The following is a 25,231-nucleotide window of genomic DNA, read 5'->3' on the forward strand; positions in this document are numbered from 1 at the left end:
GCATGACCCTGCCCGACCCCAGCCCCGAGGCAATGCTTGCCTCGGTTTTCGGATTCCACGCCTTCCGACCGGGGCAGGAGGAAATCGTGCGGGCGGTTCTGGCGGGGCGCAACACCTTGGCGATCATGCCGACGGGTGGCGGGAAATCTTTGTGTTTCCAATTGCCTGCTTTGTGTCTGCCGGGGCTGACGGTGGTGATCTCGCCGCTCATTGCGCTGATGCGCGATCAGGTGCGGTCTTTGCGCGAAGCCGGGGTCGAGGCCGGGGCGCTGACATCGGGCAATACCGAGGAGGAGACCGAGGCGGTCTTCGCCGCGATCGACGCCGGGCGGCTGAAACTGCTTTACATCGCACCCGAGCGGCTGGCGGCATCGGGGACGCTGGCGCTGCTTCGTCGCGCAAAAACCGGGCTGATCGCGGTCGATGAGGCACATTGCGTCAGCCAGTGGGGCCATGATTTCCGCCCCGATTACCTGCGCATCGGCGATCTGCGCCGCGCGCTGGATGTGCCGCTGGCGGCCTTTACCGCGACGGCGGACGAGGAAACCCGGGCCGAGATCGTCACCCGGCTGTTTGACGGCATCCCCCCCGCGACCTTTCTGCGCGGCTTTGACCGGCCGAACATTTCCTTGGCCTTCGAGCCCAAGGACCAGCCGCGCAAGCAGATCCTTGACTATGTCGCGGCGCGGCGGGGGCAATCGGGCATCGTCTATTGTGCCTCGCGCGCGAAGACCGAACAACTGGCCGCGGCGCTGATCGAGGCGGGTCATCCCGCCTGTTACTATCACGGCGGCATGGAGGCCGAAGACCGCCGCCGCGTCGAGATGCGGTTTCAGCGCGAAGACGGGCTGATCGTGGTGGCGACGGTGGCCTTTGGCATGGGGATCGACAAGCCCGATATCCGCTGGGTCGCCCATGCCGATCTGCCGAAGTCGATCGAGAGCTATTATCAGGAAATCGGCCGGGCGGGCCGCGATGGCGCGCCTGCCGAGACGCTGACGCTCTATGGCGCCGATGACGTGCGCTATCGGCGCCAGCAGATCGACGAGGGTCTGGCGCCGCCCGAACGCAAGGCCGCCGATCATGGGCGGCTGAATGCGCTTCTGGGTCTGGCCGAGGCGACGGGCTGTCGGCGGCAGCGGCTGCTGGCCTATTTCGGGGAAACATCAGGCCCTTGCGGCAATTGCGATCTGTGCGAGACGCCGCCCGATCTGTTTGATGGTACCGAGGCGGTGCGCAAGGCGCTTTCCGCGGCGCTGCGCACCGACGAAAGCTACGGCGCCGGGCATCTGATCGAAATTCTGCTCGGCCAGACGAATGACCGGATCACCGCGCGCGGCCATGACCGGCTGCCGACCTTTGGGGTTGGCCGCGATCTGAGCCGCACCGAATGGCAGGCGGTGTTCCGGCAGATGCAGGGCCATGATCTGATCCGCCCCGATGCGGCACGGCACGGGGCGCTGGTGATGACCGAGCGCGCCCGGCCGATCCTGCGCGGCGAGGAACGGATCACGCTGCGCCGCGATCTGGTGCGCAAGGCCAAGGTCAAGCATGTGCCGAAGGCGCTGGTGTCCGACGAAGATGCGCCGCTCTTGTCGGCGCTCAAGGCGAAACGGCGGGCTTTGGCCGAGGCGGCGGGTCTGCCCGCCTACATGATCTTCCCCGACCGCACCCTGATCGAGATGGCCGAGTTGCGGCCGACGACGCTGGATCAGTTCGCGCAGGTGAACGGGGTGGGGGCGAAGAAGCTGGAAAGCTATGGCCGCGCCTTTCTTGAGGTGATCGCGGGGGCGGGCGCGGCCGAGCCGGTGCATCCGGCGCGGCGCAAGCTGGCGGGGACCGCGGCGGCCAGTCTTTACGATGCGCTGGAGGAGGCGCAGCGGCAATTGGCGCGCGGCGCGGATGGGCATGACCGGTTTCTGTCCTGCACGGCAACGATGCTGCGCCGGATCGCCGAGGTGAAGCCGAAAACCCGCGCCGATCTGGAGCGGATCGCGGGAATGGGCGCGGCGAAACTGGACCGTTTCGCCGACACCTTCCTGTCGCTGATCGCCGAACACGGCTGATCAGATCTCGAACCCCTCGGGCAGCACCGGCCGCGCGTCCTCGGGGTGATGCGCCTGGATCCGTTCCGCGATCGAGGCCTTGCGCAGCGGTTTCGTCAGATAGAAATCGACGCCCGCCGCAAAGATCGAGTCGCTGTCGCCCTCCATCGCATGGGCGGTCAGCGCGCAGATCGGCACCCTTGTGCCCTTTTCCTGTTCGTGCAGCCGGATCGTCCGGGTCGCCTCGCGCCCGTCCATCTCGGGCATCGAAATGTCCATGAAGATCAGATCGGGCTGAAAGCGCCGCCATTCCTCGACCGCTTCCAGACCATTCGCGGCAAAACGCAGCTCGATGTCGAAATCCTTCACCATCTTGCCGAAGACAAGCTGGTTGGTCCGGTTGTCCTCGGCCGCCAGAATGCGCATCTGCCGTTTCTGTTTCGGCGGGGGCGGCGGCGGGGGCGGCGGGGGCACCACCGCTTTCGGTTCGGACGGCAGCGAGAGTTTCTGCAGCATCCGGAACAGATCCGAACGCAGCACCGGCTTTTCCAGACAGCCGAACAGGTCGCAATTGCCCTGCGCCGCATCCAGCGCCGCGCTGTCCGAGGTCAGAAGCAGGATCGGCGTCTCGTTGCCCATCGCCCGCAGCCGCCGCGTCAGTTCCAGCCCGTCAAGGTCGGGCATGTGATGATCGGTCAGCACCAGATCGAAGCGGGTGCCGTCATCCAGAACCTTCAGCGCCTCGGTGCCCGAGCGGCACAGCGTCACGTCCAGCCCGTAGGTCTGCAGCTGACGTTCCAGAATCACCCGGTTCACCAGCAGGTCATCCACGACGAGCGCCGCGCGCAAGGTCACCGGCGGCGTCGGCCGGTCGATCGGCTGCGCCGGTTCCGCACGGGGCAGGATCACGCGGAAGCCGAAACACGACCCCTCGCCCAGCTGGCTGTCGACCCAGACCGACCCGCCCATCAGATGCACCAGCTGCCGGGTGATGGCGAGACCAAGCCCGGTGCCCTCGAACCGCCGGTTCGAAGCGGCTTCGACCTGATTGAACTCGCCGAAGACGTGATCGAGATTGTCGGGCGAGATGCCGATCCCGGTATCCTCGACGGTGACATGCAGCTCGTAGTTTTCGGTGTCGCGCTCGAAGCCGACGACACGTGCCAGCACATGGCCGGAATGGGTGAACTTGACCGCATTCCCAAGCAGGTTGGTCAGAATCTGCCGCATCCGCCCCGGATCGGCGATGAAACGGGTGGGCAGGAACAGGTCGTAATCGACCAGCAGCTTGACGCCCTTGTCCTTGGCCGAGGGCTGCAGCAGCACCATGATCTCGTGCAGGCAGCGTTCCAGATCGAAGATTTCCGGGTAAAGCTTCAGCCGCTCCGCCTCGATCTTCGAATAATCCAGCACGTCGTTGATGATCGTCAGCAAAGCCTCGCCCGAGGAGCGGATGGTTTCGACGTAAAGCTGCTGTTCCTCGTTCAGGTCGGTTTCGCCCAGCAATTCCGCCATGCCGACGACGCCATTCATCGGCGTGCGGATCTCATGGCTCATGTTCGCAAGGAAGGCCGATTTCGCGCGATTCGCGGCCTCGGCCTTGTTGCGGGCCTCCTCCAGTTCCTGTTCGCGCTCGATGATATGGGTGATGTCCTGCGCCAGACAGACCAGATCGCCATCCTCGCCCCAGCGGTCGATCAGCTTGATGTGACGCCCCTCGCGGGTGCGCAAGACGATCGGTTCGATATGTTCGCGCCGGATCCGGGCGATCATCTCGTGGTGCCAGTCGAGCGGATCACGGCCCGCCATGTCCACCATTTCGTGCTTCGCGACGATCTTCAGCACGGCGTCATAGGTGACGCCCGCGGTGATCGCCACCTCGCCATGAAAGAAGGAGAGATAGGCCCGGTTCGCCACCACAAGCCGCAGATCGCCATCATAGACCGCAAAGCCGTCGCGGATGGTTTCGAGCGCGTCCCACAGCCGCCGCTGCGCGATCATCGCCACCGATTCCGCCCGTTGCAGGTCGCCCCGCACGCGCGAATTCTCGCCCTTGAGCGAGGCCGCCTCGGTCAGCGCCTGCTGCAGCCCGTGGCGCTGCTGCACGATCTGTTCCGAAAGCGCCCGCGCATGCAGGGCAAGCTTCTGGTTCGCCGCAAACAGCTCGCGTTTCTTCTGCTCCAGCAGGCGTTCCGCCGCCAGCCGAGCCCGCCGCTCCTGCGCCAATTTTTCTGCCAAGACGGCGTCCATTCCCGGCACCTGTCAAAAATCCTTGTGGCACAATCTCAGCCTTCGGTGAAAATCGCCTTAACAGCCTTAACTTGCTTGCTTCCCCGTTGAATGAATCCTTTCGGCATGAGACGATCCGCGCATTCAGCCCGGAGGTTACCATGCGTCTGTCCTCGGCCTTTCTTTCCTTGTGTGCAGTGATTTGCGGCTCTGCCCCCCTGCTGGCGCAGGAGGCCCCCCTTGTTCCCGAACGACGGTTGTCGATCGCCGAAGGCATGGACCTGTCCGGCCGCGATCTGAAACAGATTTTCGACACCAGCCTTGAAGCTTGCGAGGCTGCCTGTCTGGCCGATTCGGCCTGCGAGGCGGTGACCTTCAACGCCCGCAACAATTCCTGTTTCCCGAAGGCCGGGGTGACGGCGATGGCGCCTTATCAGGGCGCCTTCTCGGGCGTGGTGGTGGCGGCGACCAAGGGCGCCGAGGCGCGGGCGCAGACCCGGGCCGCCGATCTTGCGTTTCTGGCCGAGGGCAGTCTGGCCGAGGCGACCTACCTTGCGTCGCAGATGTCGCGGCTGCATCTGACGAATTTCGCCAGTCCCGAGGAACTGGCCGCGGGGCTGAAACAGGCCCGGGCGCAGTCGGACTGGACGCGGGCGCAGGCGCTGGAGGGCGCGATGATCGTGCTCTCCGATGCCTCGGACCTGTGGACGGATTACGCGGCGCTGGGCCTGCGGCTTGAGGAGGCCGAGGCGGTCGGCCGCTCGGTTTCGGCGGCGCTGAACGGCTATCTGCGCGCGGCCAAGCCCGCCGGTCAGGCCGAGGCGCTGTTCGTTCTGGCGCAGGCGCTGGAAAAGGCCGACCGCACCCGCGAGACGCTGGCGGCGCTGCAGCTGGCTGCGACGCTTTCCGCGCGCGAGGATATCGCCGCCGCACTGAAGGAGGCCGAGGGCAAATACGGCTTCCGCATCGCCGATCACGCGGTCGAGGCCGACAGCGCAAGCCCCCGGATCTGTGCGAATTTCAACGCCGATCTGGTGAGGACCGGGGTCGATTACGCGCCCTATGTGCAGCTGCCCGAAACCGGGCTTTCGGTCGAGGCCGAGGCGAACCAGATCTGCGTCGGCGGGGTGAAGCACGGCAGCCGTTACGCGCTGACCTTCCGCAAGGGCCTGCCCGCCGCGACGGGGGAAACGCTGGGCAAGGATGTGACCATCACCGCCTATGTGCGGGATCGGGCGCCCGCGGTCAGCTTCCCCGGCCGGGCCTATATCCTGCCGCGCGGGGAAGACAATGGCGTGCCGGTGCAGACGGTGAACCTCAAGGGGCTCGATCTGAAGATCCTGCGGGTGTCGGATCGCAATCTGGTCGCCGCGATGCGCGAGGATTACTTTGCCCGTTCGATGGACAGCTGGTCGGTCGATTACTTCAACAGCCAATATGCCGAGGAAGTCTGGCACGGCAGCGCCGAGGTGAAGATGGAGGTCAACCGCGACATGACCACCCGTCTGCCGGTGCAGGAGGTGACCGGGCCGCTCGGGTCGGGCATCTATGTGCTGAGCGCGGCGGTGCCGGGGGCCGATCCCTATGAAAAGCCGCCCGCGGCGCAGTGGTTCATGATCTCTGATCTGGGGCTGACCAGCTATTCGGGCGCTGATGGGCTGACCGTGGCCGTGCGCGGCCTTTCCGATGCGGGCGCGGTCGCGGGCGCCGAGGTGCAGCTGGTGTCCAAGGCCAATGCGGTGATCGCGACGGCCAAGACCGATGCCGAGGGTGTGGTGCATTTCACCCCCGAACAGGCCGCGGGCAAGGACAATGCCGCCCCGGCGCTGATCGCGGTCACCCGCGGCGAAGATCTGGCTTATCTGTCGCTGACCGATGCGGAATTCGATCTGTCGGATCGGGGCGTCGAGGGGATGCCCCCCGCGCCCGCGATCGACGTTTTCCTGACCACCGACCGCGGCGCCTATCGTGCGGGCGAGACGGTGCATGCGACGGTTCTGGCCCGGGATGCCACGACGCAGGCGATTGATGGCCTGCCGCTGACCGCCGTTCTGCTGCGGCCCGATGGCGTCGAATATTCCCGTGCGCTGACCGAAGATGCGGGGGCAGGCGGGCATACCATCGCGCTGCCGATCGGGGCGCAGGCGCCGCGCGGCACCTGGCGGCTCGACATCTTCGCCGATCCCAAAGGGGAACCGCTGGCTTCCGGCAAGTTCTTGGTCGAGGATTTCCTGCCCGAACGGATCGACGCCACCCTGACCCTGCCCGAAGGCGTTCTGGCCGGGGATGACATGCCGCTGATCGGGGTTGAGGCGCGCTATCTTTTCGGCGCCCCGGGGGCCGGTCTGGGCACCGAGGGCAGCTTCGCGCTGCGCACCGCCGCGGAGGTTCCGGGCTTTGCGGGCTATGTCTTTGGCCGTCACGACACGACCTTCGAGACGCTTTTTGACAGTCTGGAGGCGGGCGAGACCGACGAGACCGGCGCGGCCGAGATCGCCGTCGCCCTGCCCGAGGACGCGCTGAGTGCCGACCGGCCGCTTGAGGCGACCTTTGCGGTGGAAGTCCGCGAAGGCTCGGGCCGTCCGATCAGCCGCGAGATCAAGCGTCTGGTGATGCCCGCGGCGCCGGTTCTGGGGATCAAGCCGCAATTCGCCGAGGGCGCCGTGCCCGAGGGATCGCAGGCGGGCTTCGAGGTCACGGCGCTGGGGCCGGATCTGCAGCCCGTGCCGATGGCACTGCATTGGGTGGTGAACAAGGTCGAGACCAGCTACCAGTGGTATGCGGTCGATGGCTATTGGAACTGGGAGCCGATCACCCGGCGGACCCGCGTGGCCGAGGGCAAGGGCGATCTGACCGCGGCCGGTCCGCTGCAGATCGCGGCCAAGGTCGATTGGGGCCAATACGAACTGGTGGTCGAGGATGAAAGCGGCGCGATTGCCGCCAGCATGGCCTTTGACGCGGGCTGGTATGCGCCTGCCGATGTGCTGGCCAGCCCCGACCGGCTGCAACTCGCGCTCGACAAGCCCGCCTATGCGCTGGGCGACACGGCGCATCTGCGCATCGTCGCCCCGGCGAACGGGGTGGCGCTGGTCTCGGTCCTGTCGAACCGGGTGGTGGCGCTGAAATCGGTCGAAGTCGAGGCCGGTGAAAACAGCATCGACCTGCCGGTGACGCAGGAATGGGGGGCGGGGGCCTATGTGACGGCCTCGGTGCTGCGGCCCTTGGCCGAGGAGGCGCCGAACCGGGCTCCGAACCGGGCGATGGGGCTGGCCTATGCCACGGTCGATCCGGGTGAACGGGCGCTGAAGGCGGCCTTCGACGTGCCCGCCGCTTCCGATCCGCGCGCGGCTTTGCCGGTGGCGCTGAAGGTCGAAGGCGTGAAGAAAGGCGAGACCGTTTACGCGACGATTGCGGCGGTGGATCTGGGCATTCTGAACCTGACCGGGTTCAAGGCGCCCGACCCTTCGGCGCATTATTTCGGGCAGCGCCGTTTGGGCGTCGGGCTGCGCGATGTTTACGGGCGGCTGATCGACGGCCGCAGCGGCGAGATGGGTGTGATCCGTTCCGGCGGCGATGCCGGGCGGGACATGACGCTGCAGGCGCCGCCGCCCACGGAAGAGCTGGTGGCCTATTTCTCGGGCGCGCTGACGGCGGATGAAGAGGGCGTCATTCGCACCAGTTTCGACATGCCTGCCTTCAACGGCACCGTGCGGCTCTCGGCGGTGGTCTGGTCGAAGACCGGTGTCGGGCAGGCCTCGTCCGACGTGCTGGTGCGCGATCCGGTGGTGGTGACGGCCTCGGTGCCGCGGTTCCTGGCGCCCGGCGACAGCTCGCGGCTGCTGCTGGAAATCGTCCATGCCACCGGGCCTTCGGGGCGGATGGGGCTGGATGTGACCTCGGCCGGGTTGAGCCTTGGGGAGCGGCCTTCGGGTCTCGATCTGGCGGATCTTGGCAAGGCGGAAATCGCCGTGCCGGTCACCGCGCCCAAGGCCGAAGGGGTGCAGGAGATCCGGGTGGCGCTGACGACGCCCGATGGCAAGCTGCTGGAAAAGGTGCTGAAAATCCCCGTGCAGGACAACAGCCCCGAAGTGGCGCGGCAGTCGCGCTTTGATCTGGCCGCGGGCAAGAGCTTCACCTTTGACGCCAATGTCTTTGCGGGCTTCCTGCCCGGATCGGCGCGGGCGACGCTGGCGGCGGGGCCGATCGCGCGTTTCGACACGCCCGGCCTCTTGCAGGCGCTTGACCGCTATCCCTACGGCTGCACCGAGCAGATCACCTCGACCGCGATGCCGCTTCTCTATCTGTCGTCCGTGGCCGAGGCGATGGAACTGGGCACGCCCAAGGACATCGACGCGCGCATCGAGGCGGCGATTTCCAAGGTGCTGATCAATCAGGATGCCACGGGCGCCTTCGGGCTTTGGGGGCCGATCTCGGGCGATGGCTGGCTGGATGCCTATGTCACCGATTTCCTCAGCCGCGCCCGCAAGGCCGGGCATGCGGTGCCGGACATGGCCTTCCGCAACGCGCTCGACAACCTGCGCAATCAGGTGAATTACGCGCCCGATTTCGACCGGACCAGCAATGGCGGCGGTCGGGTTCTGGCCTATCAGCTGATGGTGCTGGCGCGCGAAGGGGCGGCCTCGATCGGCGATCTGCGCTATTTCGCCGATGTGAAGGGCGACGATTTCGCAACGCCCTTGGCGATGGCGCAACTGGGGGCGGCGCTGGCCTCTTATGGCGATCAGACCCGGGCCGATGCGATGTTTGCCCGGGCGGCGAAATCGGTCTCGGCGCTGGGCGATGAAAAGCCGGTCTGGCGGGATGACTATGGCACCGATCTGCGTGATGTGGCGGCGGTGCTGGCGCTGGCGTCGGAATCGGGCTCGACCGCGGTCAACCCCGAGACGGTGGGCCAATCGGTGATCGCACGGCTGGGCGCCACGCCGCTTTCGACACAGGAGGCGAGCTGGACGCTTCTGGCCGCCCATGCGCAGATCGACCGGCCCGGGGCCGAGACCCTGACGGTGGATGGCGCGGCGGTTACCGGCCCGCTGGTCAAGGTGATCGATGCCGACACCGCCGGGCGGTCGCTGGCGATTGCGAACACCGGCGATACCCCGCAGACGCTGACCCTGACCACGGTCGGCGTGCCTGAAGTGGCGGAACCGGCCGGCGGCAAGGGCTGGGCGATTGCGCGCAGCTACTACACGCTGGAGGGCGAGGAGGTCGATGCCACCAAGGTTGCCCAGGGCACGCGGCTGGTGACGGTGCTGGAAATCAAGCCGCTTGGCCGTCAGGAGGCGCGGCTGATGGTCAACGATCCGCTGCCCGCGGGCTTCGAGATCGACAACCCGAACCTCCTCCGCTCGGGCGATCTGGCGGCGCTGGAGTGGCTCTCGGTCGAGGAAAACCCGCTGACGACCGAGTTCCGGCAGGATCGGTTCCTGGCGGCGCTCGATTGGCAAAGCGATCAGCCGTTCCGGCTGGCCTATGTCGTGCGCGCGGTCAGCCCCGGGACTTTCGTCCATCCGGCGGCCTCGGTCGAAGACATGTATCGCCCCGAGATGCGGGCGCATGGCGAAACCGGGATGGTGACGGTGGAATGACACTGCGCCCACGGGCGGCGGGGGTTTTCACCGCCGCCCTTGTTCTGCTGTCGGTGGCGGGCCTGCGCGACGCGCTGGATCGCTGGGTCGCCACCGCGCCGCTGCCCCCTTTGGCAGTTGATGTCGGCACCGAGGTTCTGGCCCGTGACGGCACGATCCTGCGGGCATTTCCGGTCGCCGATGGTCGCTGGCGCCTGGCCCCCGGCCCGGTCGATCCGGCCTATCTGACCGCGCTGGTCGCCTATGAGGACGGCCGGTTTTTCCGCCATCCCGGCGTGGACCCCATCGCGGTGCTGCGGGCCGGGGGGCAAATGCTTTGGAACCGACAGGTGGTCTCGGGCGCTTCGACGCTGACGATGCAGGTGGCGCGACTTCTGGAGGAAGGCACCACCGGCCGGCTGGCGGGAAAGCTGCGGCAGGCGCGGCTGGCTTTGGCGCTGGAACGGCATCTGACCAAGGCCCAAATCCTTGATCTCTATCTGCGATTGGCCCCCTTTGGCGGCAATGTCGAGGGCGTCCGCGCTGCGTCGCTCGCCTGGTTCGGCAAGGAACCGCGGCGGCTGTCCCCGGCCGAGGCGGCGCTGCTGATCGCCCTGCCGCAATCGCCAGAGACCCGCCGCCCGGATCGGTTCCCGCAGGCGGCGAAAGCCGCCCGCGACCGGGTTCTGGACCGTCTCGCCGCCGAAGGCGCGCTGGCCCCCGATGCGGCTCAGGCGGCCAAGGCCGAGCCGATCCCGACCCGGCGGCGCGATTTTCCCGCGCTCGCCCCGCATCTGACCGAACGGCTTGCGGCCGCCGCGCCGCGGGGCGCCCGGATCGAGACGACGCTCAATCCCGGGCTGCAACGCGCGGCCGAGGCGCTGGCGGGTCGGGCCGTGGCAGGTCAGGCGGGGCAGGTCTCGGTGGCGCTTCTGGTGGCCGATCACCGGACGGGTGAAATCCTCGCCTCGGTCGGCGGCGCGGCCTGGACAGATGCAAAACGGGCGGGGTTTCTGGACCTGACCCAGGCGCCGCGCTCGCCCGGATCGACGCTGAAACCCTTTGTCTATGCGCTGGCCTTCGACGACGGTCTGGCCCATCCCGAAACCCTGATCGAGGATCGCCCGGTGGCGTTCGGCCCGTGGCGCCCGCAGAATTTCGACCGCAGTTTTCGCGGCACGCTGCCGGTGCGGCAGGCTTTGTCGCTGTCGCTCAACATCCCCGTCGTCAGCCTGACCGAGGCCTTGGGGCCGGAACGGCTGCTCTCGGTCCTGCGCAAGGCCGGGGCGAAGGTGCTGTTGCCAAGCGATGCGCCGCCCGGTCTGGCGGTCAGTCTGGGCGGGGTGGGGATCAGCCTGCAGGATCTGGTGCAGGCCTATGCGGCGCTCGCCCGGCTGGGCCGCCCCTTGCGGCTTTCGGCAGAGGCGGCCAAGGCCGGACCGCGCGATGGCGCGCTTTTCGGGCCGGTTGCGGCTTGGCAAGTTGTGGAAATCCTGTCGCGCATCCCGCCACCGCCCGGGGCCGCGCCGAACCGGATCGCCTTCAAGACCGGCACCTCTTACGGGCATCGCGACGCGCTGGCGCTGGGCTTTGACGGCGCCCATGTGGCGGGCGTCTGGATGGGCCGCGCCGATGGCACGCCGGTGCCGGGCGCCTTTGGCGGCGAACTCGCGGCGCCGGTGCTGTTTGAACTTTTCGACCGGATCGGCGCGACCCGCGCCCCCCTGCCGCCGCCGCCGCCCGCGACGCTGATCCTGCCCAATGCCCGCCTGCCGCAACCGCTGCAGCGCTTCCGCCCGCGCGATGCGGCTTTTGCAACGGCGGTCGAGGGCGCCCCGGAAGTGACCTTCCCGCCCGAGGGCGCCGAGATCGAGACGGCAGGGCAGGGGCTGACGGTGAAGCTGCGCGGCGGCGCGCCGCCCTTCACCTGGCTGGCGAATGGCGCGCCGCTGCTGGTGGGCAGCCGCACGCGCGAAACCGTGCTGGACCTGACCGGCCCGGGCTTCGTGTCGCTGACCGTGCTTGATGCGCAAGGGCGCAGCGACCACCGGCAGATCGTGCTGAAGCCGTGACAAGGGCGTATTTGTGCCAAGAAAAAACAGCTGCTTTTGCTTGGTCCAAATACGCCCTTGCGACGCCTGTCAGAGGCGCTCGATCGCCAGTGCAATCCCCTGACCGCCCCCGATGCACATGGTGATCAGGCCAAGGCGGCCGCCGGTGCGGTGCAGGTGATAAAGCGTCTTCACCGTCAGGATCGCCCCGGTGGCGCCGACCGGATGGCCCATCGCGATGGCGCCGCCGTTCGGGTTCACCCGCGCCGGGTCAAGGTCAAGCGCGCGTGAAACCGCCAGCGCCTGCGCCGCGAAAGCCTCGTTGCTTTCGATCACGTCGAAATCGCCGGTCTTCAGCCCGGTCCTTTCGCACAGCAGCCGCACCGCCGGGATCGGGCCAAGGCCCATCACCTCGGGGCGCACGCCCGCCACCGCAAAGCCGCGGATGCGCGCCATCGGTTTCAGCCCGGTCGCCATCGCCGCATCCTCGCGCGCGATCACCAGAGCGGCGGCGCCGTCATTGATGCCCGAGGCGTTCCCCGCCGTCACCGAGCCGCCCTTGAGGAAAGCCGGTTTCAGCGCGGCGAGTTTGTCCAGCGTCGTCGCTTTGGGGTGTTCGTCGGTGTCGAAAATCACCGTGCCCTTGCGCGAGGCGATCTCGACGGGCACGATTTCCTCCTTGAAGGCGCCCGCCGCAATCGCCGCCGCGGCGCGGATCTGGCTTTCCAGCGCGAAGGCGTCCTGATCCGCGCGACTGATCCCGCATTCGGTGGCGACGTTTTCCGCCGTCACCCCCATGTGGCCAGTGCCGAAGGGGCAGGACAGCGCCCCCACCATCATGTCGATCACGCTGGCATCGCCCATCTTCTGGCCAAAGCGCGCGGCGGGCAGGATGTAGGGGGCGCGGCTCATCACATCGACCCCGCCCGCCAGCGCGAAATCGCCCTCGCCCAGCATCAGCGCCTGTGCGGCCGAAACGATCGCCTGCACGCCCGAGCCGCAAAGCCGGTTCACGTTCATCGCGGGCGTTTCGACCGGCACGCCCGCCTGCACGGCAGCGACGCGGCTGACATACATGTCGCGCGGTTCGGTGTTCAGGATATGGCCCATGACCACCTGATTGATCTGCTCGGGCGCGACGCCCGCGCGCTCCAGCGCCGCCCGCGCGGCGATCGTGGTCAGATCGACGGGCGCAAGGCCCGCAAGGCTGCCGCCAAAGCCGCCGATGGCGGTCCGTGCGCCCGAAAGAATGACAATGCCGGTCATGGTTCCCCTCCGCTGCAATGCGGAAAGGTTACCTCTGCCAAGGGGGCGGGGAACAGGGCTTTGGCCTTGCGTGACGGAACGTCACGTCCTCGGGCGCCGAAAGCCCGGACCGGCCGCAATTCCGTGCGCCCGGCGTGCTCAGCCCAGGGGCACCCGGCCCCGGTCGGTCAGAAGCCAGGCCTGCCGCCCCTCGATCACCGCGGCGGAGAGCGGCCCGCCATAGCCGGCCGAGCTGTCAAGGTTCAGCCGGTTGCCGTAATGGGTGGGGGCGTCCAGCGCGGTATGGCCATGCACGATCAGCGCGCCGTGATCGCGGGGGTCTTCCAGAAAATCGGCACGGATCCAGAGCAGGTCATCCTCGGTCTGCGCCTCGAGCGGCACCCCGGGGCGAATCCCCGCATGCACGAAGATCGCCGCGTCGCGGCGATAAAACCCCGGCAGTTGGGCCAACCAGGTGCGATGGGCGGGGGGCATGGCGGCCAGCGCCTCGGCATGGACCTGCGCTGTGGGGCGGTTGGCCGGTTCGCGGATGCCATAGGAGGCCAATGTCTCGGGCCCGCCCAGCCGCGGATGCATCCAGGTGTATTCGGCGCGCAGCCGCGGATCGCGGCCGAAGGGATCATCGAGGAAGATCGAGAACATCCGGTCGTGATTGCCCTTGAGCACGATCAGAGTGTCATCGGTCTGCTGCCGGTCGAACAGATGGGCGATCACCCCGGCCGAATTCGGACCGCGGTCGACGAGATCGCCCAGAACCACCACGGGGCTGTCGGGGGTGCCTTCCCGGGCGCGGTCGGCCTCGATCCGGTCGAAGGCGCGCATCATCAGGTCATATTGGCCGTGGATGTCGCCGATGGCATAGCTTTGCATGGTCTCTCCAACGAAAAGGCCCCCCGCGGTCGCGGAGGGCCTTGGTAACGCCTTGAACCTAGGGTCAGGCGATGTTGAATTCCAGCGGTTTCACCTGCTGGAAGAGGCCCGTCGCTTCCAGTTCGGACACAACCTTGGCATCCAGCGCCTCGTCGAGATAGGCGATGGCGATGGCCTCGCCGCCCGCGGCCGCGCGGCCAAGGGTGAAGTTCGCGAGGTTGACATTGTGTTCGCCCAAGAGCGTGCCCAGTTTGCCGATGATGCCGGGCACGTCCTTGTTGGTCGTGTAAAGCATGTGGCGGCCGACTTCGGCATCGACATTGATGCCCTTGATCTGGATGAAGCGCGGCTTGCCATCCGAGAAGCAGGTGCCGGCGATCGAACGTTCGCGCTTGTCGGTGACGACGGTGATCTTGATGTAACCGTCGAACACGCCCGACTTGTCTTGCGTGGTGGTCGACAGCTGGATGCCGCGTTCCTTGGCGATCACCGGGGCCGAGACCATGTTCACGTCCGGGTTCGAGCGGCTCATGATCCCGGCGATGACGGCGCATTCCAGCGCGCGCAGGTTCATCGTCGAGGCGGTGCCGTCATAGGTGACGTTGATCGCGGTGATCGGCTCGTCGGTCATCTGGCCGATGAAGGCGCCCAGATATTCGGCGAGCTTCACCCACGGCCCCATGACACGGGCTTCGTCGGCGGTCATCGAGGGCATGTTCAGCGCGTTTTCAACGGCGCCATCGAGCAGGTAGTTCGCCATCTGCTCGGCCACCTGCAGCGCGACGTTTTCCTGAGCTTCCGAGGTCGAGGCGCCCAGATGCGGCGTGCAGACGACGTTCGGCAGGTTGAAAAGCGGGTTGGTTTCCGCCGGTTCCACCGAGAACACGTCAAAGGCCGCGCCCGCGACATGGCCCGATTTCAGCATGTCGGCGAGGGCTTCTTCATCGACCAGACCGCCGCGGGCACAGTTGATGATCCGCACGCCGGGCTTGGTCTTGGCCAGATTTTCGCGGCTCAGGATGTTGCGGGTGCTGTCGGTCAGCGGCACGTGCAGCGTGATGAAATCGGCGCGGCGGAGCAGCTCTTCCAGCTCGACCTTGTCCACGCCCATCTTCTCGGCCTTTTCTTCCGACAGGAAGGGATCGTAGGCGATCACTTTCATCTTCAGGCCTTTGGCGCGGTCGCAGACGATCCCGCCGATGTTGCCCGCGCCGATAACGCCCAGCGTCTTGGCCGTCAGTTCGACGCCCATGAATTTCGACTTTTCCCATTTGCCCGCATGGGTCGAGGCCGAGGCCTCGGGGATCTGGCGGGCGACGGCGAACATCATCGCGATCGCATGTTCGGCGGTGGTGATCATGTTGCCAAAGGGCGTGTTCATCACGATCACGCCTTTTTTGGACGCCGCTTCCTTGTCGACGTTGTCGACACCGATCCCGGCGCGGCCGACGACCTTCAGATTGGTCGCCTTTTCCAGAAGCGCCGCGGTGACCTTGGTCGCCGAGCGGATGGCGAGACCGTCGTAATTGCCGATGATCTCGGCCAGTTTTTCCTTGTCCTTGCCGAGCTTGGGCTGGAAATCCACCTCGATGCCACGATCGCGGAAGATCTGCACGGCGGCATCGGAGAGTTCGTCAGAGATCAGAACCTTGGGGGCCATTTCATGGGCTCCTGAAATTTCGGAAATGTGGGAAAGGATGGGCGCGGCCTGCGCCCATCGCTGTTCTGAAATCAGGCTTGCGCCGCGATTTCGGCCTCGAAGGCATAGGCGAGCCAGGGCATCAGGGCTTCGACATCGGCTTTTTCGATGGTCGAGCCGCACCAGATCCGCAGACCGGCCGGGGCATCGCGATAGGCGCCGATATCCAGCGCAACCCCTTCTTTTTCAAGGCGTTTGGCAACGGCCTTGGCAAAGGCGGCGCCGTCCTTGATGCGGGCGTCATTGAACTTGAGGCAGACCGAGGTGGTCGAGGCCGTCGCCGGGTCGTTCGCCAGATTGGCAATCCACGGATTGGCGGCGCAGAAGTCCCAGACCACTTTGGCGTTCGCGGCGGCACGGTCGACAAGGCCCTTCAGCCCGCCGATGCTCTTGGCCCATTTCATCGCCACCAGATAATCTTCGACGCAGAGCATCGAGGGCGTGTTGATGGTTTCGCCGACAAAGATGCCTTCGATCAGCTTGCCCTTCGACGTCAGGCGGAAGATCTTCGGCAGCGGCCAGGCGGGGGTGTAGCTTTCCAGCCGTTCCACCGCGCGGGGGCTCAGGATCAGCACGCCATGGCCGCCTTCACCGCCCAGCACTTTCTGCCAGGAGAAGGTGGTGACGTCGAGCTTGTCCCAGGGCAGGTCCATCGCGAAAGCGGCCGAGGTCGCGTCGCAGATGGTCAGGCCTTCGCGGTCGGCCGGGATCTTGTCGCCGTTCGGCACGCGCACGCCAGAGGTGGTGCCGTTCCAGGTGAAGACGACATCGGTGTTGAAATCGACACTGGCGAAATCGACGATATCGCCGTAGCCCGCCTCTTTCACCTCGGCGTCAAGTTTCAGTTGCTTGACCACATCGGTAACCCAGCCCGAACCGAAGCTTTCCCAGGCGCACATCGTCACCTTGCGGGCGCCCAGCAGCGACCAGAGCGCCATTTCGACCGCGCCGGTGTCCGAGGCGGGCACGATGCCGATGCGGTAATCCGCCGGAACGCCCAGAATTTCGCGGGTCAGGTCGATCGCCTCTTTCAGCTTGTTCTTGCCGATGGCGGCACGGTGCGACCGGCCAAGCGGCGCATCCGAGAGCATGTCGAGGGAGAAACCGGGGATCTTCGCGCAGGGGCCCGAAGAGAAACGTGCATTCGCCGGACGGTTGGCCGGGGCAGTATTCGTCATGTCGCTATCCTTCCAGATAAACGCCCTTCGTTGGGGAAGGGTGTCCCGCCGTCGCTGCTACTAGCTTTGCCCCTCTGGCACAAGATGGAAAATCACGCTAAAGCGCCGCATCGGATATCAAAAGCGACATCCCTTCAGCCCCGGGACCCCTGATCCATGTTCATCGCCACGCTTCTCGCCGACCCGAAAGCCGCCAATCTGGAGGCGGTCACGGTCACCTCGCTGCGCAATGCCTGGGGGGGCGGAGAGGTCCGCTGGCTGGCCCCGGGCATCGCCGCCGAATTCCCGATGGACAGGATGCCCGAGAACCGTTGGCAGGTCTGGGACGATCTGCAGAAGCTCGGCTTCGACCTTGTGGTGCAGGGGGCCGAGGGGCGGAAGAAGAAGATGCTGCTGGCCGATATGGACAGCACGATGATCCAGCAGGAATGCATCGACGAGCTGGCCGATGTGGCGGGCGTGGGGGCGCAGGTGAGTGCGATCACCGCCCGCGCGATGAATGGGGAACTCGATTTCGAAGGCGCGCTGACCGAGCGTCTGGGGCTTTTGCGCGGTCTGCCCGAAAGCGTCATCGGCCGGGTGATTTCGGAACGGATCACCTTCATGCCGGGCGGTCATGACCTGTTGCGAACGATGAAGGCAAACGGCGCCTATTGTGCGCTGGTGTCGGGCGGATTTACCGCTTTCACCGGCTATGTCTCTGAAACGCTTGGCTTTGACGAGAACCGGGCCAATGTTCTGGGGATCGAGAACGGAAAGCTGACCGGGGTTCCGGTGCTGCCCATCCTGGGGCGGGAAGCCAAGGTTCAGACATTTCTGGAAATTTCGGAAAGACTGAAACTGGCGCATTCCGAGGTGATGGCGGTGGGCGATGGCGCCAATGATCTGGGCATGTTGCAGCTGGCCGGGGCGGGGGTGGCGCTGCATGCCAAACCCTCGGTCGCGGCGCAATGCGAGATCCGCATCAATCACGGCGATCTTTCGGCGCTGCTTTACATTCAGGGCTATGCGGTGGGCGATTTCGCCTGAAGCGCACCGCCCTGCCAGACCCGGGTCAGTTCCCAGTCGTCGTTGAGATGCACCAGATCGGCGGGCAGGCCGGGGGCGATCCGTCCCCGGTCGGACCCGACCAGCGCCGCGGGGCGTGCGGTGGCCATGGTCAGCACCTGTTCGGGCGGCAGTCCCAGCGTTTCGACGCAGAATCGGATCGCCTGCGGCAGGCTCAGATCCGCCCCGGCCAGCGTGTCGTTTTCCGTCCGCAAGGCGCGGTTGGCACGATGGATGCGCTGCCCCGCCAGATCGAACCCGGTCAGATCGGTGCCTGCAACCGCCATCGCATCGCTGACCAGATAGATCCGCTCCCCCGCCAGCCGCAGGGCGAGCCGGGCTGATTCGGCCGAGACATGGATCCCGTCGGCGATCAGCCCGCAGGCAAAGGGCAGCGACAAAGCGGCGCCGACCAGCCCCGGCTCGCGCGACCCAAGCGGACTCATCGCGTTGTAAAGATGCGTCACCCCCCGGGCCCCCGCGTCGAAAGCGGCCTGCGCCTGCGCAAAGCTGCAGTCGGCGTGACCCAAAGCCACCACCACCCCGGCGTCCGTCAGCCGGGCGATCTGATCGGGCGTCACCGAGGCGGGGGCAACGGTCAGCAGCAGGGCGGGCAGACCGGCGCGGGCTTCGCAGAGCGTCAGCAGATCATCCTCGGTCATCGGGCGGATGTGCTCGGCCGGATGGCAGCCCGGCCGTTTCGGGTCGAGATGCGGGCCCTCAAGATGCAGGCCCAGGAAGCCCGGCACCCGGCCGACCGCCGCCACCCCGGCCGCCAGAACCGCCCGTGTCTGCCGGGCCGAGGTGGTGATCAGCGTGGGCAAAAGCCCGGTCGTGCCAAGGCCCGCATGGGCGGCGCAGATCGTGGCGATCTCGGACAAGGGGTCGTCGCCCGTCAGCATCACCCCGCCGCCGCCGTTCACCTGCAAATCAATCAGCCCGGGCGCCAGAAGGCCGCCGTCCAGGTCGATCCGCTCGCCTTCGGGCGCGTCCTGCGCCGGAAGGATCGCGGCGATCCGGTCCCCCTCGATCACCAGCGCCTGTCCGTCGTGACACCGGGCCCCGTCAAAGAGCCGCGCCCCGGTCAGGATCATGCGGCCCATGTTGCCGGGTCCCGCGCCATCGCCATCGCCCCGTCGAGCGCCGTGCCCAAAGGCTCGGCCCGCGGCCAGTCGGTCAGGGCGATGGTCGGGCCCAGCCCACCCATCCAGACGACGGGCAGGGGCGGGTCGGTCTGCAGCAGGCCAATGGCCGCGCGCAACTCGGCCCGGGTCTCGGTCAGCACGAAGCGCGACAGCGGATCTTCCAGCGCGCGGGCGAGCCGATGCACCAAGGCGGCGTGATCGGCGGGGGTCTTTTGCAGCGTGAAGGCGACCAGCCCCGGTCCGCCACCGAGATCATCAAGCACCTCGCGCGCCAGCGGCGAGAGCGGCGCATAGCCATCCAGCATCCGGGTGATCCGGTTCAGCATCAGCCGCCCCATCCAGGCCCCCGAGGCCTCGTCGCCCAGCCGGAACCCCCAGCCGCCGATCGCGGTGACCTGCCCGCCCAGCTGCCGCGCAAAGACCGAGCCGGTGCCGATCGCCGCCAGGATCCCGTCCGCCGTTCCCAACGCGCCGCGCAGCGAGGTGGTCACATCCTGCACCACCTTTGCCCGGAACGGCAGCGCCGCTTCAAGCCGGGGGCCCGCACCCGAGAGGTTCGCCCCGGCCACGCCCAGCACCGCGCGCAGCTGATCCAGCGGCCGGTCGCCGATCGCCTGTGCCGCCAGTCCGCGCAGGCTGTCCAGCGCGGCGTCGAAATCCGTGGCGATATTCGCGGGCCCGCCCTCGGCCCGGGCCAGCACCTGCCCGGCACCGTCGCACAGCAGCGCCCGGCAGCCGCTGCCGCCGCCGTCAATCGCAAGATAGACCATGTTTGCCTCCGTTCGGCCCAAGATGCCGTGGCAGCCCCCCTCGGGCAAGGCGAAACCGCCCGGGCGCGCAACTCGGCGCTTGTCGCGGGGCGGGCGGCCTTGCTAGGAAGGCGCCGCAGCAGGGAGGGGCGATGCGGCGGGTCATGATCATTCTGTGCCTGAGCCTGGCCCTGTCAGGCTGCGTCAAGGCGTTGCCGTTCAAGCTTGACCTGCCTTTGCCGTTGCGCAAGCCGGTCACCGGCCGCGTCGCGGTGCAGGAGGGGGCGGTGACGCTGCGGGCCCCGGACGGGTTTTGCGTCGATCCCGGTTCGACCCGCGACGGGCCCGAGGGCGCCTTCGTGCTTTGGGGCAGCTGTGCCGCGATCGGTGGCGATGCCCGGGCGCCGAAACCGGCGCAAAAGGCGCTGTTGAGCGCGACGATCGGCCCGGAAAGCCCCGATCCGGTCGAAACCGCCTTCGACAGCTATGAGAGGTTCTTCAAGACCCGGGCCGGACGGGCGGCGCTGGCGCGGTCGGGCAAGGCGCAGGATGTCGAGATTCTGGCCGTCAAGCGCGAGGAACAGCGGTTGCTGCTGAAGATTTCCGATCATTCCGCCCCGACGACGGCCCCGGTCGATCCGGTCTACTGGCGCGAGATCACCGGGGTGCGTGGACATGTTTCGGCGCTTTCGGTGCTGCCGCTGGCAGGCAGCGGCTTGCCGGACGAAACCCAGCTGGACCTGCTTTCGGCCTTTGACGAGACGATCCGGGAGGCGAATTGAGCGCGGGCGCACAGGGCTGGGCGCCGTTCTCCCGGCAGGGTTGAAACGGGCGGAAATGCGTGGTTTTCGATGGATTTCGCGCTTCATTTTCCACCGCATGCAGTGCAAAAGGAAACGGATGTGGCGCATTGTTTCCGAATTGGTGACATCGTCGGATGGTCGTGATGAAAATGTCTGGAAAGCGCAGTTCATTCGTTGACCGGCTGGTGCAGGGCCGGACGCTTGCACGCTGGTCGCGGGCGGCCCGGCTGGCTGCGGCGCTGGGGCCGGGGCCGTTGCGCCAGCTGCGCGATGATGCCCGGGCGCTGCGGCGCGAACTGGACCGGGTGCTGTTTCTGGCCGAGGGACGGCTGGCGATGCCACCCGATGGCGCCGATGGAATCCTGCGGCCTCTGGGCTGCGACTGGGTCTGGCGGCCCGATCTTTGGTGCGGGCCGGTGGTGCCCTCGGGGCTGGTCGGGGCGGAAAGCCGCAGCCGGATCGGCGCCGATGTGACGCTGTTTCACGATTGCCGCGACAGCGAGATCACCTTGCGCCAGATCCGCAACACCCGGCCGCAGGACAGGGCGCCCTTCGGGCTGCGGCTGGACGTGTTCCGCTTCGAGGGCTCGTTCCTGTCGCTGGTGCTCGATCTGCCCGAGGACGGCGTGGCCGGTCTGAAGCGCACCCATCTGATCCGGCTGGCGATGTCGGTGGAGCTGGAACGGCCGATCGAGATTTTCTGTCGGCTGAACGTCAAGCACGGGCCGAACACCGATCAGCTGGTGCGGGAGATGCCGCTGGGGAGCGGCACGGATTTCGTCGAATTCGACCTGGCCTATACGAAGATGAACGAAAAGCGGGTCGAGAAGATCTGGGTCGATCTGATCTTCGAAGGGCCGCAGATGAACCAGATCCAGCTGCGGGATCTGACCTTTGCGCGCCATCCGCGCGCCGATATCTGAGGGGGCGGGATGCTGGAAGGATCGCGGATCGCGGCGGGGCATTGGGAAGGGGTCTGGACCGGGGCGGCGGAACCGGCGTTTCAGGTCCTGCATCAGGAGCGGGCGCTGCCCGGTCTTTCTTGTGAAGCTCTGGGCGAGGGGCGATGGCGGCTGCGCCTGCCGATCCCGGCCGCGTTGCTGTCGGACGGGGTGCAGACGTTCCTGCTGCGCGCGGGCGACGACACGGTGGGGCATTTCACCATCGTCAGCGGCCAGCCGCTCGAGGCGGATCTGCGCGCCGAAATCGACCTGCTGCGGGCGGAACTGGATCTGCTGAAGCGGGCGTTCCGGCGCCATTGCGTCGAGACTGCGGGCTGAGACCGGGGCCTGAGGCCGGGGGGGCGCTGCCCCCCCTCTTGGCCTCCTCCCCCGAGGTCTTTCAGGCCAGATGAAAGGGCGGATCAGAGGCAGGCGCCGAGCCTTGTGCCCTGATCAATGGCCCGTTTCGCATCCAGTTCGCCCGCGACATCGGCGCCGCCGATGATATGGGGGGTGATGCCCTGCCGGCGCAGCGCCTCGGCCAGGCTGCGCTGGCTTTCCTGACCGGAGCAAAGCACCACCGTATCGGCCTCGATCAGGGTCGGGTTTTCGCGCGCGGGACCGAAGCTGATGTGCAGGCCTTCGGGGGTGATGCGGTCATAATTCACCCCGCCCAGCATCTTCACACCTTTCGCGGCCAGCGCGGCGCGGTGGATCCAGCCTGTCGTCTTGCCCAGATGGCGGCCAGGTTTTTCCGGTTTCCGTTGCAACAGCGTCACTGCCCGCGCGGGCGGGCCGGGGGCAGGTGCGGCCAGCCCGCCCGGGCTTTGCGCCGGATCGCCGACACCCCATTCGCGCATCCAGTCTTCCGGGTGCAGCGTCGGGCTTTCGGTCACGGTCAGGAATTCGGCGACGTCAAAGCCGATGCCGCCCGCGCCCACAACCGCGACGCGCGGCCCGGCCACGGCCTTGCCCGAGAGCAGATCGGCATAGCTGATCGCCAGCTCCTCGCCCGGGATGCCGGGGCGGCGGGGGCTGACGCCGGTGGCGATCACGACCTCGTCAAAGCCGCCAAGCGACGCCACCGTCGCCTCGGTATTGAGCCGCAGGCTGACGCCCGCGCGGGCCAGCATGGTGGCGAACCAGTCGGTCAGGCCGTGGAACTCTTCCTTGCCCGGGATCGTTCGGGCCAGCCGCAATTGCCCGCCGATTTCCGGGTCCTTCTCGAACAGCTTCACCGCATGGCCGCGCTCGGCCGCGGCGATGGCGCAGGCCATGCCCGCCGGGCCCGCGCCGACGACGGCGATGCGTTTCGGGCTTTCGGTGGCGGTCAGCAGCAATTCGGTCTCATGGCCCGCCCGCGGATTGACCAGGCAGGACGAAATCTTGCCCGAGAAAGTGTGGTCAAGGCAGGCCTGGTTGCAGCCGATGCAGGGCGCGATTTCCGCCGCGCGGCCGCTGGCGGCCTTGGCGACGAAATCGGGATCGGCGAGGAACGGCCGCGCCATCGAGACCATGTCGGCCTGTCCCGCGGCCAGAATCCCCTCGGCCACCTCGGGCGTGTTGATCCGGTTCGAGGTGATGACCGGAATGCCCACTTCGGGGCGCAGCCGCGCCGTCAGCCAGGAAAACGCCGCCCGCGGCACCGAGGTGGCGATGGTGGGCACCCGCGCCTCGTGCCAGCCGATCCCGGTATTGAGCAGGCTGGCCCCGGCGGCCTCGATGGCCTTGGCCAGAGCCACCACCTCGTCCCAGGTCGAGCCCTCGGGGACGAGGTCGATCAGCGAAATGCGGAAGATCACGATGAAATCCGGCCCCACCGCGGCGCGGACGCGGCGCATCACCTCCACCGGCAGGCGCATCCGGTTTTCGTAAGACCCGCCCCAGTCGTCGGTGCGTCGGTTCACATGGCGGACCAGGAACTGGTTGAGGAAATAACCTTCCGAGCCCATCACCTCGACACCGTCATAGCCCGCCTCGCGGGCGCGGGCGCTAGCGGTGGCAATGTCATTGATCTGCTTTTCGATCCCCGCCGCATCCAGTTCCCGGGGCGCAAAGGGCGAGATCGGCGATTTCACCGCCGAGGCCGAAACGCACTCCGGCCCATAGGCATAGCGGCCCGCATGCAGGATCTGCATCGCGATCCGCCCGCCCGCATCATGCACCCGATCCGTCACCAGCCGGTGATGGGCGATGTCCTCGGCCGTGAACAACCCGGCCGCGCCCGGAAACACCCCGCCTTCGCGGTTCGGCGCCATGCCCCCCGTCACCATCAGCCCGACCCCGCCGCGCGCCCGCGTCGCATAGAACTCGGCCACCCGGTTCCAGTCGCCGGTCTCTTCAAGATTGGTGTGCATCGAGCCCATCAGCACGCGGTTGGGCAACACCACATGACCGAGATCGAGCGGCGCCAGCAGATGCGGATAATGGCTCATCACGTCCTCGCGTTTTGGCTCTCATTTTCGGCCACCTTACAAGCGCCGCCCCCCCTGTCACGGCAAACGCGACGTCATTGTCTTCATCTTGCCCGAAATATCTCGGGGTGAGCCCGCAAGGGCGAGGGGCAGCGCCCCTCTCTCGCCGCACCGGGCAACAATCGTTTCCCCGCCTTAACCGAACCGCGCAATTTCCCCGGTATTGTCCTCTCAAGGTCCAAATTGCGCCCGAATTGAAGCCGATCACCAAAGCCAACGCGAAACATTCCGCATGGGTGAACGATGGACCGCCTCACTGAAATGGAAGCCTTTGCCACGGTGGTGGATCAAGGTGGCTTCACCGATGCCGCCAAGAAGATGGGAATTTCCAAATCGGCCGTGTCCAAGCATGTCTCGGCGCTGGAGGCGCGGTTGGGGGCAAGGTTGCTCAACCGCACCACGCGACGGGTCTCGCCCACCGAAATCGGGCTGGCCTATTACGACCGCGCCCGGCGCGTTCTGAACGATGCCGGAGAGGCTGACGCGCTGGTCACTTCGATGCAGGTGGCGCCTTCGGGGCTTTTGCGGATTTCGGTGGCGACCGATTTCGGGGTGAACCTGCTGTCGCCGGTTCTGGGGGAATTCCTGCAGGAATATCCCGAAATCACCGTCAACATGGTGCTGAACAACCGCTATGTCGAGCTGATCTCGGAAGGGTTCGACATGGCGATCCGCGTGGGCGAGCTGGAAGACAGCACGCTGCGCGCCCGCAAGCTGACCGAAACCGCGAAACGCATGATCGCCGCGCCGCGCTATTTCGAGAAATACGGCCGCCCGACGAAGATCGACGATCTGAACGATCACAAGCTTCTGCATTATTCGAACCAGTCAAACGGCAATGTCTGGAAGATCACCGCGCCTTCGGGCGAGCGGCGGCAGGTGCGCTCGGCCGGGTGGCTGACGGTGAATGATGGCCAGTCGCTGCTGCATGCCGCCATTGCGGGGCTTGGCATCGCCTATCTGCCCAGCTTCCTTTACGCCGATGCGATGAAAAAGGGTCTGGTCGAGGAAGCGATGCCGGAGCTGCCGATGGAGACGCTCGGCATTTATGCCGTCTATCCGCCCGGGCGCTTCACCCAGCCCAAGGTGCGGGCCTTCATCGACTTTCTGGCCGTGACCTTTGCCGAAAAAGGCCCCGACAACTGGTGA

16 protein-coding genes are annotated in these 25,231 nt (G+C 66.9%); 8 read left to right on the plus strand and 8 right to left on the minus strand.

All coding sequences use genetic code 11. From position 1 onward, the window contains the following. The first annotated feature begins 2 nt into the window (after positions 1–2). On the plus strand, positions 3–2,066 hold the full coding sequence (gene recQ, locus ACTTAG_RS00880) for a DNA helicase RecQ (RefSeq protein ID WP_444463767.1): 2,064 nt from the start codon (positions 3–5) through the stop codon (positions 2,064–2,066). On the opposite strand, the gene ACTTAG_RS00885 is transcribed toward recQ, so the two are convergent. Further along, entirely contained in the window at positions 2,067–4,295 is a 2,229-nt protein-coding gene (locus tag ACTTAG_RS00885; RefSeq protein ID WP_444463768.1) for a response regulator, read from the minus strand. A 140-nt stretch (positions 4,296–4,435) separates the two neighbouring features. On the opposite strand from ACTTAG_RS00885, the gene ACTTAG_RS00890 reads away from it, so the two are divergent. Both ACTTAG_RS00890 and pbpC read left to right on the plus strand, forming a co-directional pair. Continuing rightward, on the plus strand, positions 4,436–9,880 hold the full coding sequence (locus ACTTAG_RS00890; RefSeq protein ID WP_444463769.1) for an alpha-2-macroglobulin family protein: 5,445 nt from the start codon (positions 4,436–4,438) through the stop codon (positions 9,878–9,880). Continuing rightward, a complete protein-coding gene (pbpC, locus tag ACTTAG_RS00895) occupies positions 9,877–11,931 on the plus strand; it encodes a penicillin-binding protein 1C (RefSeq protein WP_444463770.1) in 2,055 nt (684 codons plus the stop codon). Before ACTTAG_RS00890 ends, pbpC begins: the two co-directional genes overlap by 4 nt. A 69-nt stretch (positions 11,932–12,000) precedes the next feature. Here pbpC and ACTTAG_RS00900 read toward each other — a convergent pair whose 3' ends face one another. The 4 genes from ACTTAG_RS00900 to ACTTAG_RS00915 all read right to left on the minus strand — a co-directional run bounded on the left by ACTTAG_RS00900 (position 12,001) and on the right by ACTTAG_RS00915 (position 16,923). After that, positions 12,001–13,176 carry an acetyl-CoA C-acyltransferase family protein gene (locus tag ACTTAG_RS00900; RefSeq protein ID WP_444463771.1) on the minus strand — a complete coding sequence of 392 codons (1,176 nt, stop codon included), beginning with the start codon at positions 13,174–13,176 and terminating at the stop codon, positions 12,001–12,003. A gap of 138 nt (positions 13,177–13,314) precedes the next feature. Further along, the gene (locus tag ACTTAG_RS00905) at positions 13,315–14,046 is read right to left on the minus strand and encodes a metallophosphoesterase family protein (RefSeq protein ID WP_444463772.1); all 732 of its coding nucleotides are present in this window, start codon (positions 14,044–14,046) and stop codon (positions 13,315–13,317) included. A gap of 64 nt (positions 14,047–14,110) precedes the next feature. After that, on the minus strand, positions 14,111–15,706 hold the full coding sequence (gene serA, locus ACTTAG_RS00910; protein ID WP_444463773.1) for a phosphoglycerate dehydrogenase: 1,596 nt from the start codon (positions 15,704–15,706) through the stop codon (positions 14,111–14,113). Positions 15,707–15,777: 71 nt separating this feature from the next. Next, complete coding sequence (locus ACTTAG_RS00915; RefSeq protein ID WP_444463774.1) at positions 15,778–16,923, minus strand: phosphoserine transaminase; 1,146 nt, start codon at positions 16,921–16,923, stop codon at positions 15,778–15,780. A 156-nt stretch (positions 16,924–17,079) separates the two neighbouring features. Between ACTTAG_RS00915 and serB the strand changes: the two genes are divergently transcribed. After that, positions 17,080–17,952, plus strand: coding sequence for a phosphoserine phosphatase SerB (gene serB / locus ACTTAG_RS00920; RefSeq protein WP_444463775.1), 873 nt, complete (start codon positions 17,080–17,082; stop codon positions 17,950–17,952). Here serB and nagA read toward each other — a convergent pair. Together nagA and ACTTAG_RS00930 are read right to left on the minus strand one after the other, a co-directional pair. Continuing rightward, positions 17,928–19,073, minus strand: a complete 1,146-nt coding sequence (gene nagA, locus ACTTAG_RS00925; RefSeq protein ID WP_444463776.1) for an N-acetylglucosamine-6-phosphate deacetylase — start codon at positions 19,071–19,073, stop codon at positions 17,928–17,930. The two genes, serB and nagA, sit on opposite strands and share 25 nt — an antisense overlap. Next, a complete protein-coding gene (locus ACTTAG_RS00930; RefSeq protein ID WP_444463777.1) occupies positions 19,061–19,885 on the minus strand; it encodes a BadF/BadG/BcrA/BcrD ATPase family protein in 825 nt (274 codons plus the stop codon). Before ACTTAG_RS00930 ends, nagA begins: the two co-directional genes overlap by 13 nt. A 131-nt stretch (positions 19,886–20,016) precedes the next feature. Here ACTTAG_RS00930 and ACTTAG_RS00935 point away from each other — a divergent pair, with 131 nt between their 5' ends. The 3 genes from ACTTAG_RS00935 to ACTTAG_RS00945 all read left to right on the plus strand — a co-directional run bounded on the left by ACTTAG_RS00935 (position 20,017) and on the right by ACTTAG_RS00945 (position 21,947). Next, positions 20,017–20,646, plus strand: a complete 630-nt coding sequence (locus tag ACTTAG_RS00935) for a hypothetical protein (RefSeq protein WP_444463778.1) — start codon at positions 20,017–20,019, stop codon at positions 20,644–20,646. 164 nt (positions 20,647–20,810) lie between these two features. Further along, on the plus strand, positions 20,811–21,590 hold the full coding sequence (locus ACTTAG_RS00940; RefSeq protein ID WP_444463779.1) for a DUF6478 family protein: 780 nt from the start codon (positions 20,811–20,813) through the stop codon (positions 21,588–21,590). A 9-nt stretch (positions 21,591–21,599) separates the two neighbouring features. Further along, complete coding sequence (locus ACTTAG_RS00945) at positions 21,600–21,947, plus strand: hypothetical protein (protein WP_444463780.1); 348 nt, start codon at positions 21,600–21,602, stop codon at positions 21,945–21,947. An 83-nt stretch (positions 21,948–22,030) separates the two neighbouring features. On the opposite strand, the gene ACTTAG_RS00950 is transcribed toward ACTTAG_RS00945, so the two are convergent. Continuing rightward, positions 22,031–24,043 (minus strand): oxidoreductase, encoded by a 2,013-nt coding sequence (locus ACTTAG_RS00950; protein WP_444463781.1) that lies wholly within the window; start codon positions 24,041–24,043, stop codon positions 22,031–22,033. A gap of 282 nt (positions 24,044–24,325) precedes the next feature. On the opposite strand from ACTTAG_RS00950, the gene ACTTAG_RS00955 reads away from it, so the two are divergent. Then, entirely contained in the window at positions 24,326–25,231 is a 906-nt protein-coding gene (locus ACTTAG_RS00955; protein WP_444463782.1) for a LysR family transcriptional regulator, read from the plus strand.

It is taken from the genome of Rhodobacter capsulatus, from assembly GCF_052363185.1.
In the GTDB taxonomy this organism is placed as follows: domain Bacteria; phylum Pseudomonadota; class Alphaproteobacteria; order Rhodobacterales; family Rhodobacteraceae; genus Rhodobacter; species Rhodobacter capsulatus_E.

Excerpts from the sequence above, each read along its gene's own strand:
- recQ (WP_444463767.1), top strand. The coding sequence starts at position 3 with ATGACCCTGCCCGACCCCAGCCCCGAGGCAATGCTTGCCTCGGTTTTC.
- ACTTAG_RS00885 (WP_444463768.1), bottom strand. The coding sequence starts at position 4,295 with ATGGACGCCGTCTTGGCAGAAAAATTGGCGCAGGAGCGGCGGGCTCGG.
- ACTTAG_RS00890 (WP_444463769.1), top strand. The coding sequence starts at position 4,436 with ATGCGTCTGTCCTCGGCCTTTCTTTCCTTGTGTGCAGTGATTTGCGGC.
- pbpC (WP_444463770.1), top strand. The coding sequence starts at position 9,877 with ATGACACTGCGCCCACGGGCGGCGGGGGTTTTCACCGCCGCCCTTGTT.
- ACTTAG_RS00900 (WP_444463771.1), bottom strand. The coding sequence starts at position 13,176 with ATGACCGGCATTGTCATTCTTTCGGGCGCACGGACCGCCATCGGCGGC.
- ACTTAG_RS00905 (WP_444463772.1), bottom strand. The coding sequence starts at position 14,046 with ATGCAAAGCTATGCCATCGGCGACATCCACGGCCAATATGACCTGATG.
- serA (WP_444463773.1), bottom strand. The coding sequence starts at position 15,706 with ATGGCCCCCAAGGTTCTGATCTCTGACGAACTCTCCGATGCCGCCGTG.
- ACTTAG_RS00915 (WP_444463774.1), bottom strand. The coding sequence starts at position 16,923 with ATGACGAATACTGCCCCGGCCAACCGTCCGGCGAATGCACGTTTCTCT.
- serB (WP_444463775.1), top strand. The coding sequence starts at position 17,080 with ATGTTCATCGCCACGCTTCTCGCCGACCCGAAAGCCGCCAATCTGGAG.
- nagA (WP_444463776.1), bottom strand. The coding sequence starts at position 19,073 with ATGGGCCGCATGATCCTGACCGGGGCGCGGCTCTTTGACGGGGCCCGG.
- ACTTAG_RS00930 (WP_444463777.1), bottom strand. The coding sequence starts at position 19,885 with ATGGTCTATCTTGCGATTGACGGCGGCGGCAGCGGCTGCCGGGCGCTG.
- ACTTAG_RS00935 (WP_444463778.1), top strand. The coding sequence starts at position 20,017 with ATGCGGCGGGTCATGATCATTCTGTGCCTGAGCCTGGCCCTGTCAGGC.
- ACTTAG_RS00940 (WP_444463779.1), top strand. The coding sequence starts at position 20,811 with ATGAAAATGTCTGGAAAGCGCAGTTCATTCGTTGACCGGCTGGTGCAG.
- ACTTAG_RS00945 (WP_444463780.1), top strand. The coding sequence starts at position 21,600 with ATGCTGGAAGGATCGCGGATCGCGGCGGGGCATTGGGAAGGGGTCTGG.
- ACTTAG_RS00950 (WP_444463781.1), bottom strand. The coding sequence starts at position 24,043 with ATGAGCCATTATCCGCATCTGCTGGCGCCGCTCGATCTCGGTCATGTG.
- ACTTAG_RS00955 (WP_444463782.1), top strand. The coding sequence starts at position 24,326 with ATGGACCGCCTCACTGAAATGGAAGCCTTTGCCACGGTGGTGGATCAA.